General features: G+C 66.9%; 11 protein-coding genes. 6 read left to right on the forward strand and 5 right to left on the reverse strand.

Going from position 1 to position 14,508, the window contains the following annotated elements:
• The first annotated feature begins 14 nt into the window (after positions 1-14).
• The 5 genes from AC1DE3_RS25260 to AC1DE3_RS25280 all read left to right on the forward strand — a co-directional run bounded on the left by AC1DE3_RS25260 (position 15) and on the right by AC1DE3_RS25280 (position 5,575).
• On the forward strand, positions 15-779 hold the full coding sequence (locus AC1DE3_RS25260) for a CpaD family pilus assembly protein (protein WP_476780821.1): 765 nt from the start codon (positions 15-17) through the stop codon (positions 777-779).
• Positions 779-2,044, forward strand: coding sequence for a CpaE/TadZ family protein (locus tag AC1DE3_RS25265; protein WP_476780822.1), 1,266 nt, complete (start codon positions 779-781; stop codon positions 2,042-2,044). Before AC1DE3_RS25260 ends, AC1DE3_RS25265 begins: the two co-directional genes overlap by 1 nt.
• 96 nt (positions 2,045-2,140) lie before the next feature.
• Positions 2,141-3,583 (forward strand): CpaF family protein, encoded by a 1,443-nt coding sequence (locus tag AC1DE3_RS25270; RefSeq protein WP_476780823.1) that lies wholly within the window; start codon positions 2,141-2,143, stop codon positions 3,581-3,583.
• A 27-nt stretch (positions 3,584-3,610) separates the two neighbouring features.
• Positions 3,611-4,588 carry a type II secretion system F family protein gene (locus AC1DE3_RS25275; RefSeq protein WP_441509773.1) on the forward strand — a complete coding sequence of 326 codons (978 nt, stop codon included), beginning with the start codon at positions 3,611-3,613 and terminating at the stop codon, positions 4,586-4,588.
• Between the two features lie 9 nt (positions 4,589-4,597).
• Positions 4,598-5,575, forward strand: coding sequence for a type II secretion system F family protein (locus AC1DE3_RS25280; RefSeq protein ID WP_441509774.1), 978 nt, complete (start codon positions 4,598-4,600; stop codon positions 5,573-5,575).
• A gap of 170 nt (positions 5,576-5,745) precedes the next feature.
• On the opposite strand, the gene AC1DE3_RS25285 is transcribed toward AC1DE3_RS25280, so the two are convergent.
• A complete protein-coding gene (locus AC1DE3_RS25285; RefSeq protein ID WP_441509775.1) occupies positions 5,746-5,940 on the reverse strand; it encodes a hypothetical protein in 195 nt (64 codons plus the stop codon).
• A gap of 502 nt (positions 5,941-6,442) precedes the next feature.
• Between AC1DE3_RS25285 and AC1DE3_RS25290 the strand changes: the two genes are divergently transcribed.
• Positions 6,443-7,801, forward strand: a complete 1,359-nt coding sequence (locus AC1DE3_RS25290) for a chloride channel protein (protein WP_476852855.1) — start codon at positions 6,443-6,445, stop codon at positions 7,799-7,801.
• A 25-nt stretch (positions 7,802-7,826) separates the two neighbouring features.
• Here the strand turns inward: AC1DE3_RS25290 and AC1DE3_RS25295 are convergent, their stop codons facing one another.
• From AC1DE3_RS25295 to AC1DE3_RS25310, 4 genes are all read right to left on the reverse strand, one after another.
• Positions 7,827-10,172: a xanthine dehydrogenase family protein molybdopterin-binding subunit gene (locus AC1DE3_RS25295; RefSeq protein ID WP_476780825.1), complete on the reverse strand. Its 2,346-nt coding sequence runs from the start codon at positions 10,170-10,172 to the stop codon at positions 7,827-7,829.
• An 82-nt stretch (positions 10,173-10,254) separates the two neighbouring features.
• Positions 10,255-11,706 (reverse strand): FAD-dependent oxidoreductase, encoded by a 1,452-nt coding sequence (locus AC1DE3_RS25300; protein ID WP_476780826.1) that lies wholly within the window; start codon positions 11,704-11,706, stop codon positions 10,255-10,257.
• Positions 11,696-12,868 (reverse strand): alpha-hydroxy acid oxidase, encoded by a 1,173-nt coding sequence (locus AC1DE3_RS25305; RefSeq protein ID WP_476852856.1) that lies wholly within the window; start codon positions 12,866-12,868, stop codon positions 11,696-11,698. The genes AC1DE3_RS25300 and AC1DE3_RS25305 overlap by 11 nt, the downstream gene beginning before the upstream one ends.
• A 4-nt stretch (positions 12,869-12,872) precedes the next feature.
• Positions 12,873-14,501 carry a thiamine pyrophosphate-requiring protein gene (locus AC1DE3_RS25310; RefSeq protein ID WP_476780828.1) on the reverse strand — a complete coding sequence of 543 codons (1,629 nt, stop codon included), beginning with the start codon at positions 14,499-14,501 and terminating at the stop codon, positions 12,873-12,875.
• Positions 14,502-14,508 lie beyond the last annotated feature (7 nt).

Genomic DNA, 14,508 nt, shown 5'->3' on the forward strand with positions numbered 1-14,508 from the left:
GGATGGATAGCATCATGATGGATGTCCCGACCACGACGGTCCCCCTCCGGGAGAAGGCCATAGCACCGCGCCTGCTGACCCTCGCTCTGGCTCTCGGCGCCCTTGTCGGCGGCTGCGCCGGCAAGGGTCCGAACGCAGATCCAGCCGCCCTAGCCCCCGTTGATGTCCGGGAGCGGCATCCGATCGTTCTGCGCGACGCGCCGCGTTCGCTCGACGTCTTCGTAGGCCGGGCCGGCGCCGCGCTCGACAGCCGCCAGGCGGAAGATGTCGCCGATTTCGCCGAGGCCTATCGCAAATCCGGCAAAGGCGGCCTCGTCGCGGAGGTGCCGACCGGTTCCCGGCGCGAGCGGGCCACCCACGACACCCTCAATGGAATCCGCGCGGCGCTCGCCCGCAACGGCGTGCCGGCGGGCGCCCTCAGCATCCGCAGCTACCCGATCCAGGATCCCGGCCTTGCCTCGCCGATCCGGCTGAGCTTCGCTTCGCTGCAAGCCGTCGTGCCACATCAGTGCGGCCAGTGGCCCACCGATCTCGGCGTTTCCGATTTGAAGTTCTCGGCATCGAACGAGCCATACTGGAATTTCGGCTGCGCCTCCCAGGCCACGCTGGCCGCGCAGGTTGCCGATCCGATCGATCTGGTGAGAGCGCGCGACGAAGGCCGCCCCGACATCGTCAAGCGGATGGGCGCCATCGCGAAGATCCGCGACGGAAAGGACCCGTCGACCCAGTATCGCCAGCAGACGCCGCAGATCAATTCGACGGTCGGAGGCAGCAACTGATGCAGCCCGCGACAAGCGAAACACCCTCGGTCGAGGCGGCCGGCGACGCGATCATCGCGCCGCTGCCGCGCATCACGCTGCAGGCCTTCTGCGAGACTCCTGCCGTCGCCGCGACGATGCAGGCGGCGGTTGCCGACCGGCGCATGGACAAGACCCATGCCCGCATCCAGATGGGCGGAGCGGCCGCTGCCGTGGAAGCATTCCGGACGGCGCCTACGCCGAACGTCATCGTGCTCGAGACCATGTCCGACGCAGCGACCCTGGTCGGGCATCTCGACGCGCTGTCGGAAAGCTGCGACCCCGGCACGAAGGTGGTGGTGATCGGCCATGTCAACGACGTGCAGCTCTATCGGGAGCTGCTGCGCCGCGGGGTCAGCGAATATCTGATCGCGCCGCTTGAGACGCTCGACCTGCTGCGCACCCTGTCGGAACTCTACGTCGCTCCGGAAGCCCGCCATCTCGGCCGCGTCATCGCAGTCGTGGGCGCGAAGGGCGGTGTCGGCGCCTCCACCATCGCACACAACATGTCCTGGGCGATCGCGCGGAATCTCGACGCCTCCACCGTGATCGTCGATCTCGACATCGCCTGGGGCACCGCAGGCCTCAACTTCAACCAGGATCCGCCCCAGGGCATCGCGGAAGCGGTCTTCGCCCCGGAGCGCCTCGACTCGAACATGCTGGACAGGCTTCTTTCGCGTTGCAGCGACAATCTGGCCCTGCTCGCGGCGCCAGCAGTTCTCGACCGGACCATCGATCTCGACGAGGACGCGCTGGAGCAGTTGCTGGAGTTGCTGCGCGCCAGTGTGCCCTGCATCGTCCTCGACGTGCCGCATCAGTGGAGCAGCTGGGTCAAGCGGACGCTCGTCGGTGCGGACGAGATCGTGGTGGTCGCCGAGCCGGAGCTGGCTTCCCTTCGCAATGCCAAGAACATCGTCGATCTGTCGCGCGCGACCCGGCCCAACGACGCGGTCGCCCGTCTCGTACTGAACAAGGTCGGCGTGCCCAAACGGCCGGAGATCAGTGCCGGCGAGTTCTCCAAGGCGCTTGGCATCGACGTCCTCTGCACGATCCCCTTCGACGCGCAGCTCTTCGGCACGGCTGCCAACAACGGGCAGATGATCGCCGAGGTCCAGGCCGGCAGCAAGGCGAGCGAGGCGTTCACCCAGGTCGCCAGCGCGCTGACCGGCCGCGGCGAGGCCAAGCGCGGCCGACGCAGCCTGTTCGAGCCCCTGGTCGCAAAGCTGAAGCGTCGCAAGGCTTCCTGATGACGCGAAACGGGCCGGACGGACAGTCTGTCGGAGGATCGGGCCGGGCAAGCAGGAATGTGCGTGCGCACGCGGCACGCGCGGGAGTGTGTTGAGATGTTCGGGAAGCGATCCGCGGGCGCGACCGTCGCGCCGAACCTGAGCCCAAGGAGCCTCGCGGCCCTTCAGCCGGCGCGCATGCCGGAGCAGGTCCAGCCCTCGGCCGAGGAGCGCAAGCTGGCGCCGGTCGAGGCGGCGACGCGCTCCGAAGAATATTATCAGATGAAGAGCATGATCTTCGGGGCGCTGATCGAGGCGATCGATCTGTCGCAGCTCGCGAAGCTCGACTCCGAATCGGCGCGCGAGGAAATCCGCGACATCATCAACGAGATCATCTCGCTGAAGAATGTCGTGCTTTCCATCGCCGAGCAGGAAGAACTGCTCGACGACATCTGCAACGACGTCCTCGGCTACGGCCCGCTCGAGCCGCTGCTGGCGCGCGACGACATCGCCGACATCATGGTCAACGGCTCGAACCGCACCTTCATCGAGACGGGCGGCAAGATCCAGCTCACCAACATCCGCTTCCGCGACAATGCGCAGCTGATGAACATCTGCCAGCGCATCGTCAGCCAGGTCGGCCGGCGGGTCGACGAAAGCTCGCCGATCTGCGACGCGCGCCTGGCCGACGGCTCGCGCGTCAACGTCATCGCGCCGCCGCTCGCGATCGACGGACCCGCGCTCACGATCCGCAAATTCAGGAAGGACAAGCTGACGCTCGACCAGCTCGTCAAGTTCGGCGCGGTCTCGCCGCCGGCCGCCGAGATCCTGAAGATCATCGGCCGCGTCCGCTGCAACATCGTCATCTCCGGCGGCACCGGTTCCGGCAAAACGACGCTGCTGAACTGCCTGACCAACTTCATCGACCATGACGAACGCGTCATCACCTGCGAGGACGCCGCCGAGCTCCAGCTCCAGCAGCCGCATGTGGTGCGCCTCGAGACGCGCCCGCCCAATCTCGAGGGCACCGGCGCGGTGACGATGCGCGATCTCGTCAAGAACTGCCTGCGCATGCGTCCCGAGCGGATCATCGTCGGCGAGGTGCGCGGACCGGAGGCCTTCGACCTTCTCCAGGCGATGAACACCGGCCATGACGGCTCGATGGGCACACTCCACGCCAACTCGCCGCGCGAATGTCTCAGTCGTATCGAGTCGATGATCACCATGGGAGGCTTCTCGCTGCCGTCGAAGACCCTGCGCGAGATGATCTGCTCCTCGGTCGATGTCATCATCCAGGCGCAGCGCCTGCGCGACGGCTCGCGCCGCATCACCCACATCACGGAGGTGATGGGGATGGAAGGCGAGGTCATCACGACGCAGGACCTGATGCTCTACGACGTGCTCGGCGAGGACGCCGCGGGCAAGCTCATCGGCCGCCACCGTTCGACCGGCATCGGCCGTCCACGCTTCTGGGAACGGGCTCGTTATTTCGGCGAGGAGCATCGGCTTGCCACCGCCATCGACCAGCTCGAGCAGGTCAATGAAGGCTTTGCAGCCTGAGCGGAGGCCCTTGTCGGGAGTCAGCCCATGAATTCGAGCACGCTCGCCATTGCCGTCCTCGCCATGTTCGCCGTCGGCGGAGTCGTCTATGCGCTGCTGTACCCCACGCTGAGCGGCGAGAAGCGAGCCGAGAAGCGGCGGAAGGAATTCGCCGGCCCGAGCACGATGCGCAGCATCGACCGGGAAGCGCAGGCCAGGGCGAAACGCGGGCAGGTCGCGCAAAGCCTCAAAGAGATCGAAAACCGCGAAAATGCGCGCAACAAACTGACGCTTGAACAACGTATCGGCCAAGCGGGTCTGGGCTGGACCCGCCGGAAATACTACATGACTTGCGCGGTGACCGCCATCGTCACAGGCCTCGTCCTGCTGATCTTGAGCGGCAATATGATCATGGCGGCCGTCGGTCTTTTCATCGGGGGGCTGGGCCTGCCGGCCTGGTTCCTGAAGCACTGCAAAACGAAACGTCTGAAGCGGTTCGCCATCGAGTTCCCCAACGCGCTCGACGTTATCGTCCGTGGCATCAAAGCCGGTCTTCCCGTCAATGATTGTCTGCGCATCATTGCATCGGAAGCCACTGAGCCCGTCAGGGGGGAATTCCGGCAGATCATCGAGGCCCAGACGCTCGGCTTGCCGCTCGCCGAGGCTGCGGGAAAGCTCTACGAGCGGATGCCCTGCGCGGAAGCCAATTTCTTCGGCATCGTGATCGCCATCCAGCAGAGAACCGGCGGCAACCTGTCCGAGACCCTGGCTAATCTCTCGCGCGTCCTGCGCGAGCGGCGCAAGATGCGCGACAAGATCCAGGCGGTCTCGATGGAGGCCAAGGCGTCCGCCGGGATCATCGGCGCCCTGCCGCCGACCGTGGCTCTGCTCGTCTATATCACCACCCCGCGATATATCGAGCTCCTATGGCTTACCCAGATGGGCAAGCTCGCGCTCGTCGGCTGCGGGATTTGGATGCTGATAGGCGTCTTGATCATGCGCAAGATGATCAATTTCGAGATCTGAGGTGGAAGCGTGATTTCMCAGATCGTCGACAGGCTCACCGATCCGCAATTCATGCTCGCGCTGCTGGCCGCCGTCGCCGCGGCCGCCACGGTGCTGACCGTCGCCATCCCACTGACGGAGGGCAACACCCTCCAGAAGCGCATGAAGAACGTCGCGACGGAGCGCGAAAAGATCCGAGCCCGCGAGCGCGAGCGGCTCAATCGCCAGAACGAGAGAGTGAGCCTGCGCCAGGAGCCGAAGGCCTATATGAGGCGCATCGTCGAGCAGTTCAAGCTCGGCGACTGGCTCGGAACCGAGAGCGCCAGGAGGCAGCTCACCATGGCAGGCTATCGTGGGCCGCAGTCGGAAATCACCTTCCTGTTCTTCCGGCTGGCCGTCCCCGTCGGCTTTTTCCTGTTCGCGCTGTTCTATCTCTTCCTCATCAACGGTTTCGGTCAATCGCTGCCGATGAAAATCGCGATCGCGATCGGCGGCGCCTATCTCGGCATCAAGGCGCCGGAGGTCTTCCTGTCCAACCAGATCAGCAAGCGGCAGCTCTCGATGCGCCTGGCTTTTCCGGACGCGCTCGACCTGCTGCTGATCTGCGTGGAATCAGGCATGTCGATCGAGCAGGCCTTCCGCAAGGTCGCGAACGAGATCGGCGGCCAGTCCGTGCCGTTGGCCGAGGAGTTCGCTCTCTGCACGGCGGAGCTTTCCTATCTGACCGACCGCAGGATCGCCTATGAGAACCTTGCGATGCGGACCGGGCTCGAAGGCGTCAAGTCGGTCTCGACGGCCCTGATCCAGGCGGAACGCTACGGAACTCCGCTCGGCACGGCGCTGCGCACCCTGGCGCAGGAGAGCCGCGATCAGCGCATGAACGCCGCCGAGAAGAAAGCCGCGTCCCTGCCGCCGAAACTGACCGTGCCGATGATCCTGTTCTTCCTGCCGGTGCTCTTCGTCATCATCATGTTTCCGGCGCTGGTACAGGTTTTCGGCTGGAAGTGACCGGGCCCGGGCGGATAGGTGTCGGATCTCGTCCAAGGACAGATTGTCTGGGCGGCTAAGAGGACGAGGGTCCCGGCCCGGCACCGACCGACTGTCACGGCGATGCGTTCTGGGGTCCGATGTCTCGCGCTAACACGGCGCAGTCCGCCGTCATGTGCAGCTTGAGAAAATCAACGAATGCGCTGCCCGCAGTTGGCGAGATAGCGGCAGATGCTGAGTTCCAGTTCGGCCCGCTCTCGTCCTCTGGGAGCATCGCCGGCCTCGAATTCAAGACACCGCAGCCGCTCCAGTGCGTCTCGAAATTGTTCGGGCGTTTCGATCGGATTAGGGGCAATGAATGGGCGATTTTCTGTCACGATAAGCATCGTCATCCTCCAGCGAGGATACGGCGTGGATGATCTGTCGAGCTTTGTGGAAGCCGTAAACTAACAACCCTTGCCCGGCAGCGAAGTTCCGACCTGCGACACGCCATGCACGATCGAAACAAACGCGGCTGAGACCTGCAGGCGGCGCGGGCTGCACTGACGGACCGTCCGCAGATGTAGCCTGAAAGCCGAGAGCCGGGACGGCGGATTCTAACCGTGCCCGCGCCGTCGCAGCCCAGATGCTGCCGAAGAGCCGCCCGGAACCTTGTCCTTCGCCATTCTCAGCGAAGCCGGTCTATTGGACGTTTCGAGGCCCCGCGCCTAGCTGCTAACAATCGCGCGAGTCGAACGCTAATTATTTCAGATGGTTATACCGAACCGCTTATTTGATCACGGGTCCTTCATGCGATAGCCGGCCGGCACGCCGGCATGGGCATTTTGCTGGACATCCTGACCGGGGGACCTAGTAAGCCCAGAGACGTCTATCGAGAGGGCGGATCGCTTGCCGTATTCCCCTGGCAGAATACGAATTATCCGGCGCTCCCGCGCCTTGGCGGTGACGCCGCGCTACTGGCGCCAACGGCTGGTCTTCTGGCTCGGCGCGCTGGCCATCGGCGTCGTCAGCGCAGCGTTTGCCATGCTGGCCGACAAGGCGCAGCTCCTGTTCGAACTGGTCTCCGGCCGGGAGGGCGGCCTGCGCTTCCTGCCTCTGTTGGTCACGCCGCTTGGGTTCTTGTCCTGCGCCTTCGTGGCGGCTCGCTTCGTGCAGGGTTCGCAGGGGAGCGGCATCCCCCAGGCCATCGCCGCGCGTCACCTGCGTGAGGATAGCGACCGCTCCGGCTTTCTGTCCTTGCGGATCGCCGCGGGCAAGATCGTCTTGACGGTCATGGGCTTGCTCTGCGGCGCGTCCATCGGCCGCGAGGGGCCGACCGTGCAGGTCGGAGCGTCGATCATGCTGCAAGTGGCCCGGTGGGGCGGGATGGCCCGGGCGCGGGGCCTGATCCTCGCAGGCTCCGCCGCCGGCATCGCCGCCGCCTTCAACACGCCGCTCGCGGGCATCGTCTTCGCCATCGAGGAGATGAGCAAGACATACCAGGCCCGAACGAACGGCATCGTCCTCTCGGCGGTCATCATCGCCGGCCTCGCCTCCCTCGCCATCGTCGGCAATTACACCTATTTCGGCATCACGGATGCAACCGCGGATCTCCGGCGGGACTGGTTGCTGGTCGTCGCCTGCGGTGTCGTCGGGGGCGGCTTCGGAGCCTGCTTCAGTATGGGCTTGATCGCGCTGACGCGACGCATTCGGCGCTGGCGAGGTTTCACGCCCCTGGTCCGCACGCTCATTGTTGCGGCCTTGACCGGATTGCTGGTGGCCGTCATCGGCATCGCCTCCGACGGGATGACCTTCGGCACCGGCTATGCACAGGCACGAAGCGCGATCGAGGGAACACCGCTGCCGTTTTCGTTTTTTCTAGCGAAGTTCTTCGCGAGCCTGGCCTCGTCCGTCTCAGGCATTCCAGGCGGGCTGTTCGCGCCGTCGCTATCCGTCGGCGCCGGCCTCGGCAGCACTTTGGGCACTGTCCTCGGCTCTCCGGTCGGCCTTGCCGCAGTGCTCGGCATGGCGGGATATTTCTCGGGCGTCGTCCAGGCTCCGATGACCGCCTTCGTCATCATTCTGGAGATGACGGGGAACCACGACAATGTGTTGGCACTGATGGCAGCTTCGATGCTGGGCTATGGGACCGCGCGCCTGATTTCGCGTGAATCGCTGTATCACGCGCTTTCCCGCCTTTTCATCGCGGACGTGCTTCGCAACAAGCGCGCACAGACGATCGCGGCCGGGCCACCGGCGACGAGTTAGCCGGCAATTCTCTGCGGCCGGGCGGCTAGCCGTTTGCGCTCGCCTCGCGCGCATCCTGGATCGCGCGCCAGATCCGGGCCGGTGTAGCGGGCATGTCCAGATGCGTGACGCCGAGAGGCCGAAGCGCGTCGAGGATGGCGTGAATGACGGTTTGGGGAGCGCCGATACAGCCGGCCTGCCCCGCTCCCTTCGCGCCGATCGGATTGGCCTCGGTCGCCAATTCCACCATGGATAGCTCGAATGAAGGCAGGTCCACCGCGCGCGGCATCGCATAATCCATGAAGGTTGCGCTCAGGAGCTGGCCGCCATCTGGATCGTAGCGGGCTTCCTCCATCAGTGCCTGCCCGATGCCTTGCGCCAGCCCGCCATGCACCTGCGCTTCGGTCAGCAGGGGATTGATCAAGGAGCCGTAGTCGTCGACGGCGACATAGCGCCGCAGGGCGACTTCTCCGGTATCGGGATCAACCTCGACCTCGGCCGCCTGCGCGCCGTTCGGAAAGGTCAATGGAGCGTCGCGCCGCGCGCCATGGCTGGCGAGCGGCCGGCCTGTCGTCTCCGCGACGTGGCGCGCAACACCGGCGAGACCGACTTCGCCGGCTCCTGGAGCACGAAAGCGGCCCCCCTCGAAGGTGACCGCGCCGGGATCGCTCTGGAGGAGTTGGCCCGCAGCGAGCTTGCCGGCCTCGACCAGCGCCCTCGCCGCGAGGACCAGCGCGCCGCCGCCCATATGCAGGGAACGCGCGCCGCCATGGCCGCCTCCGCTGGGCACGCGCGCCGTATCGCCCTGGACGAGATGAAAGTGCTCCAGCGGCAGGCCCAACTCGCGCGAGAGCAGTTGAGCGAAGCTTGTCTCGTGACCCTGGCCGTTCGACTGGGTACCGACCGCCATGTCGACACCGCCATCGACGCGCAACGACAACCAGGCGTCTTCGTTCGGGGCGCCGCGCGAGGTTTCCAGGAAGCAGCCGATGCCAAAGCCGCGCAGCTTGCCGCGCCGACGCGATTGCGCCTTGCGGCTGCGAAAGCCGGGGCGGTCGGCCGCGGCCAGCACGCGGTCGAGATTGCCGCCGAAGCTGCCGCAGTCGAGCACGGCGCCGAAGGGCTTCCGATAGGGGAAGCGACGAATGAAATTGCGCTTGCGCAAGGTGGCGGGGTCGATGCCCAAGCGATGGGCCGCTTCGTCCACCAGCCTTTCGATCAGATAGTTGGCCTCCGGCTTGCCGGCGCCTCTATAGGCGTCGATCGGAACGGTATTGGTGAAGATGCAGCGGACATCCATCGTCATCGCCGGGATGTCGTAGAGTCCTCCCATGGCCGGAGTGGGCGCCGTCGTAGCGCTGCCCGGGCCAAGCGAGGAGACATAGGCGCCGAGATTAGCGATGGTTTCGACTTGAAGCGCCAGGAAGCGCCCCTTTTGGTCCAGGGCAAGCCGCCCCGTCGTCAGATTGTCCCGGGCGTGGACACCGCCCGAAAAATCCTCGATGCGCTCGGCCAACCAGCGCACCGGCCTGCCGAGGCGTTCGGCCGCGACGAGCACCAGCGCATATTCCGGATAGGTGACATTCTTCATGCCGAATCCGCCACCGACATCGGGGCAGGCGACATCGAGTCGTTCGGGCGCGATGCACAGCACTGCCGCAAGCTCGCGGCGGATGTCGTGGACCGAAGCGCCGCTGAGCGACAGCCGGTAGCGGCCGCTGGCCGGATCGAAACGTCCCAGCGCAGCGCGCGGCTCGAGAGCGGCCGCCACGATCCTGTTGTTCACGACCCGGCAGCTCACGATGTGAGCAGCCCGCTCGAAGGCGGCAGCCACGACGGCTTCGTCCCCGAGGCGATAGCGCAGCGCCAGATTGCCGGGCGCCTGCGGCCAGATTGCCGGTGCGCCGGGCTCGGCGGCGGCAGCGAGGTCGGTGACGGCCGGCAGGATATCGTAGTCGACTGCGATGAGCTCGCAGGCTTCGCGAGCGTGATCGAGCGTCTCGGCCACGACGAGGGCGACGGGATCGCCGACATGCCGGGCGCAATCACGCGCGAGAGCCTCCCTGGTTGGCACGATCAACGGCGCGTCACCGGCAATCGCCAGCGAGCAGGGCAGCGCGCCGAGGCCGGCGATATCCGCCGCGGTGTAGATCGCATGGACACCCGGAAGCTCGCGGGCGGCCGAGGCATCGACGGAGAGGATCGCGGCATGGGCGTGCGGCGAGCGCAGCACCATCGCATGCAGCACATCGGGGACGAGCTCGTCGTCGACGTAATGGCCTCGCCCCGTCAGGAAGCGCTCATCCTCGAAGCGGCGCAGGGAGCGCGGGTCCGCCGAGGCCGAATCCACGACGGGCGCCTCATTCTCGTGGCTCGAAACGCTCGCATGCATCAGGCTGTCACTCGTCCACCGGCCATCAAGGCCATACTCCGATTCTTACGCCAGTGTCCGCCTCGTCGTTGGCGGGGGGCACTCAGGCGAAGCGGGCGAAAGCCGCCGCTTCCCGTCCGGCGATGCGGCCGCTGAAGCAGCTGGGGCCGACCATCATCCCTTCGAGCGGCTTGATGCCGCCGATATGGCCGCCGGCCATCCCCGCCACCTCGCCCGCAGCATAGAGGCCGGGCAGAGTTCCGCCGAGCTCCAGCAGGGCGCGGCATTGCCGGTCGGTCTGCACCCCGCCCATCACCTTGCGGCCGATCGGCACGAAGCGGACCGCGTGGAAGGGCGGTTCGGCCAGCGGCGAAAGGCCGGCGAGCGGCCGATGCGTCGCGGGGTCGCGTGCCAGCCCTGCGGCAAGCGCGGCGTTCCATTGCGCGACGGTATGTCTGGCGCCATCCGCATCGATGCCGGCGCGGCGGAAGAGTTCGTCGAGCGTATCGGCCTGCCACGCCCAAGGGGAATGTGCGAGATGGCGCCTCGCAGCCTCGTTGCCGGTTTCCGAGCCAGGCGGGACATGATGGTCGTCGACGGTGATCGCAGGCAGCATGGCTTCGTCGAAGATCGCCCATGCCGTCGCACCGGGCTGGGCCAGCAGGCGCGGCACGGCGAGGTTGCCGCTGGTCGACTGGCTTTCGTCGTGGAAGCGCGCGCCGACCCGATTGAGCCAGAGCCAACCGGTATTGCCCCTGAAGACGACGCCGCGCTCGCCGGCCGGGTCGCGATAATCCGGAACGCCCGTCGCGTAGCAGTAGAGTTCGTCGAGATGGTCGAAGCGAACGCCATGGCGTTGCAGGATGCTGATCGCCTCGCCCTGGGCGCCGGGGCCGCCGCCCGCCAGAACCTGCGGCACGCCCGCGAGCCGGCGGGCATGGCGGCGGATCATCGCCAGGCTGCCAGCGAAGCCGCCGATGGCGATCACGACCGCCGGGGCGCGCAGCCGCTGCTCGCGCCCCTCTCCGTCATGGCAGATCACGCCGCCAACCCTGCCATCGGCGATAATGAGTTCGGTCAGCCGCCAGCCGAAGCGCCAGGCCGATGGCGAGCCGCATTCCCTGATGCGCTGCCAGAGCACGTCCATGAGCCCGGCACCCCCGTCCAGCGGACGGTGGAAGCGCGGAACGCTGTCGCCTTCGAAATGCCTGATGTCCGGAAAGCTCACGCCGAGCCCGGTGAGCCAATCGATCAGTTCCGCGGAACCACGCTCGAAATAGCAGCGAGCCCAATCGCGGTCGAACTCATGACCACCGGCTTCGAGGTCCGCGAGGGCGAGATCGGCCGAGTCGACGATGCCGCGCGCGGCCTGAAGCGATGTCCCCGGCACGCACATGCCGCCGCCAGCGAGCCGGGCGGTGCCGCCGAAACCGGGAGCCGCGTCGATGCCGATGACGACGGCACCGGCCATCGCCGCTTCGAAGAAGGCGCTGGCGCCGGCCACGCCTGCGCCGACGACGATGACATCGGCGTCCTTGCCCTTCTCAGGCGCCATGGCAGTCCTCCGTTTGGCCGGGTCCGAGCAGATCCCGCGTGAGCTCGCCTATGGTGCGACTTCCGGTCAGCGCCATCGTGCGGTCCAGTTCGGCTTGCAGCAGGCCGAGCACGTGACTCGCGCCCGCCTCGCCCGCGGCCGCGACGCCGTAGAGCGGGGCGCTGCCGGCGAGCACCGCTCGGGCGCCCAGCGCGAGCGCCTTCGCGATGTCGCTGCCGCGGCGGATGCCGCCATCGACCAGGACGGAGCCGCTGCCGCCGGCCGCGGCGACGATGCGGGGCAGAGCGTCGAGCGTGCTGGCGGCACCGTCGAGATTGCGTCCGCCGTGGTTGGAGACGACGACGCCGTCGCAGCCGAGGGCGAAAGCGCGCCCCGCCTCCTCCTCGCGCATGATGCCCTTCAGCAGCAGCTTGTGCGGCCAGCGCTGGCGAAGCCTGGCGATGTCGTCCCAGGTCACGGATGGGCAGAGCGAGGTGCGTCGGGCAATCTCCTCGGCTCCGAGGCCGGAAGCCGGCGGTGGACGATTGACAACGCGCGGCAAGCCGCCGGTTGCGAGATAGCGCAGGGCAACGCCGGCGAGCCAGCGGGGATGGCGCAGCATCTCCACGCAGGATGCCAGCGAGGGGCCATAGGGCGGTAGCAACCGGTCGCGCCGGAGATATTCGCGCCGGCCGAGCACGGGCGTGTCGACCGTCACGACAAGGACGCGAAAGTCCAGATCGCGCGCCCGGTCGACGATGGCGTCGGTGAGCGAGCGGTCGCTCCAGAAATAGAGTTGTTGCCAGACGGTCGCCCCCGTCGCCGCGACATCGGCCATGGCGACGGTGGAGTAGGTCGAGAGGGTGAAAGGCAGATTGGCGCGTTGCGCGGCCTTGGCCAGCGCAAGCTCGCCGCGATACCACAACAGGCCGGCCGGCCCGGCTGGCGCGACCGCGAGCGGCATGGCATGGCGCCGGCCGAACAGCACGCATTCGGTCGAGCGTTCCGCGACGTCGACGAGCGTGCGCGGCAGAAACGTCAGCGCGCGGAACGCGGCGCGATTGCGGTCCCGCGCCAGATCGTCTTCGGTTGCCCGGTCGATGAAGTTGAACAGGCCCTTCGGCAGCCGCCGCTTTGCGAGGCGGCGCACATCCTCGACATCGAAGCAGCGCGCGAGCGCCATCGCCTCAGGCTTTCGACATCGCGGTTTCCTGCGCCGTGATGAACTCGAGCAGGACCGGCTGGCCTTCCTTCGTCCTGGCGATACCGCGCTCGATCGCGCCGCGGATCTCGGACGGGTCGGTGATGCGCTCCGCATAGGCGCCAAAGGCGCGCGCCATCTCGCAGTAATTGCCGGTGATGCGATTGGCGGCGTAGAGGCGTATCGCATTGGGGATGCTGTTCAGCTCAGTGGCCATGCCGCCGTTGTTGAACAGGATCGAGAGGATCGGGATGCGCTCGCGCGCCGCCGTCTCGATATCCATGCCGGTAAAGCCGATCGCCGCGTCGCCCCAGACATTGATGCAGAGCTTGTCCGGCCGTGCGAGCTTTGCGCCCATGGCGATGCCGAGGCCATAGCCGAGCTGGGTGGTCTTGCCCCAACCGACGAAGCTCAGCGGGTCGCGCGCGACCCAGAAGGGCGTGAGCTGGTCGCGCGGGCGCCCGGCGTCGTTGGTGATGATCGTTGGCTCGTTGCGCGTCGCCGCCATCAGCTCCCAGACGACGCGGTAGGGATTGATCGGCGTCTCGGCCGAGGTCAGCTTCGGCATCCATTCGGCGAGCCAGGCTTCGCGGGCCCCGCGGATGCGGGCGGCAACGGCCTCGCCCTTGTCGGAGTGTACGCCGCGCCGCTCCAGCTCGGCGAGCAGCCCCTGCAACGCCAGTTTCGCATCGCCGACGAGGCCGATGTCGGCGGGCACATCCTTGTTGAGATGCCCCGAATCGAGCGTCATGTGGATGATGCGCTTGCCCTTCGGCACCGGCACGGCGAACAGCGTCTCGGTGAAGCTGCAGCCAATGCCGAGGATGACGTCGGCCTCGTCGAGGAAGGCCTTCACCGGCATGGGATAGGTCAGGCCGCCGGAGCCGAGCGAGAGGGGGTGATCCTCGGGGAACGCGCTCTTGCCGGGCAGCGTGGTGACGACCGGGCAGGCGAGGCGCTCGGCCAATGCGCGCAGCTCGTCCCAGGCTTCGGCGTAGTGCACGCCCTGGCCGGCGTGGATCACGAGGTTGCGGGCCGCGCCGATCAACTCGGCAGCGCGGATGATGTCGTCGGGATCGGGCGCCGTGCGGTGGCCGCGGACCGGGACGTAGTCCTCCGGCTGCGCCAGCTCGGCGGTCCAGAGATCGTTCGGCACCTCGACGAGCACGGGCCCACCGCGGCCGTTGCGAAGCTGGCTCAGGGCACGGCGCATCACATTGACGACCTCGCCGGGGAGATTGAGCTGCTCCGCCGACTTGGTGATGTCGCGCATGCTCTGGACGGCGTTGAAGTTGGGCTTGATGCCGGAGACCCGCTGCGGATAGCCCTGCGGGATCACGAGAACAGGCACCGAATCGGCATAGGCCTGCGCGACGGAGCCGTAGGAGTTCTCGATGCCCGGCCCGTGCTGCATGGCGAAGACGCCGAACTTCCGGCCTGAAGACAGCCGCGAATAGGCATCGGCCATATGCATGCCGGTGCGTTCCTGGCGCACGACGATCGGCCGGATGCCGACGAGGGCGGCCTCGTCGATCAGCTTGTTCGTCGGGTAGCAGAACAGCAGTTCCACCCCTTCCTTCTTGAGGATGGCGGTCATGGCCTGGGCAACGTTCATTGCGCAC

It is taken from the genome of Allobosea sp. 10L417 (genome assembly GCF_056395485.1).

Excerpts from the sequence above, each read along its gene's own strand:
- AC1DE3_RS25270 (WP_476780823.1), top strand. The coding sequence starts at position 2,141 with ATGTTCGGGAAGCGATCCGCGGGCGCGACCGTCGCGCCGAACCTGAGC.
- AC1DE3_RS25310 (WP_476780828.1), bottom strand. The coding sequence starts at position 14,501 with ATGAACGTTGCCCAGGCCATGACCGCCATCCTCAAGAAGGAAGGGGTG.
- AC1DE3_RS25265 (WP_476780822.1), top strand. The coding sequence starts at position 779 with ATGCAGCCCGCGACAAGCGAAACACCCTCGGTCGAGGCGGCCGGCGAC.
- AC1DE3_RS25300 (WP_476780826.1), bottom strand. The coding sequence starts at position 11,706 with ATGGCGCCTGAGAAGGGCAAGGACGCCGATGTCATCGTCGTCGGCGCA.
- AC1DE3_RS25295 (WP_476780825.1), bottom strand. The coding sequence starts at position 10,172 with ATGCATGCGAGCGTTTCGAGCCACGAGAATGAGGCGCCCGTCGTGGAT.
- AC1DE3_RS25275 (WP_441509773.1), top strand. The coding sequence starts at position 3,611 with ATGAATTCGAGCACGCTCGCCATTGCCGTCCTCGCCATGTTCGCCGTC.
- AC1DE3_RS25260 (WP_476780821.1), top strand. The coding sequence starts at position 15 with ATGATGGATGTCCCGACCACGACGGTCCCCCTCCGGGAGAAGGCCATA.
- AC1DE3_RS25305 (WP_476852856.1), bottom strand. The coding sequence starts at position 12,868 with ATGGCGCTCGCGCGCTGCTTCGATGTCGAGGATGTGCGCCGCCTCGCA.
- AC1DE3_RS25285 (WP_441509775.1), bottom strand. The coding sequence starts at position 5,940 with ATGCTTATCGTGACAGAAAATCGCCCATTCATTGCCCCTAATCCGATC.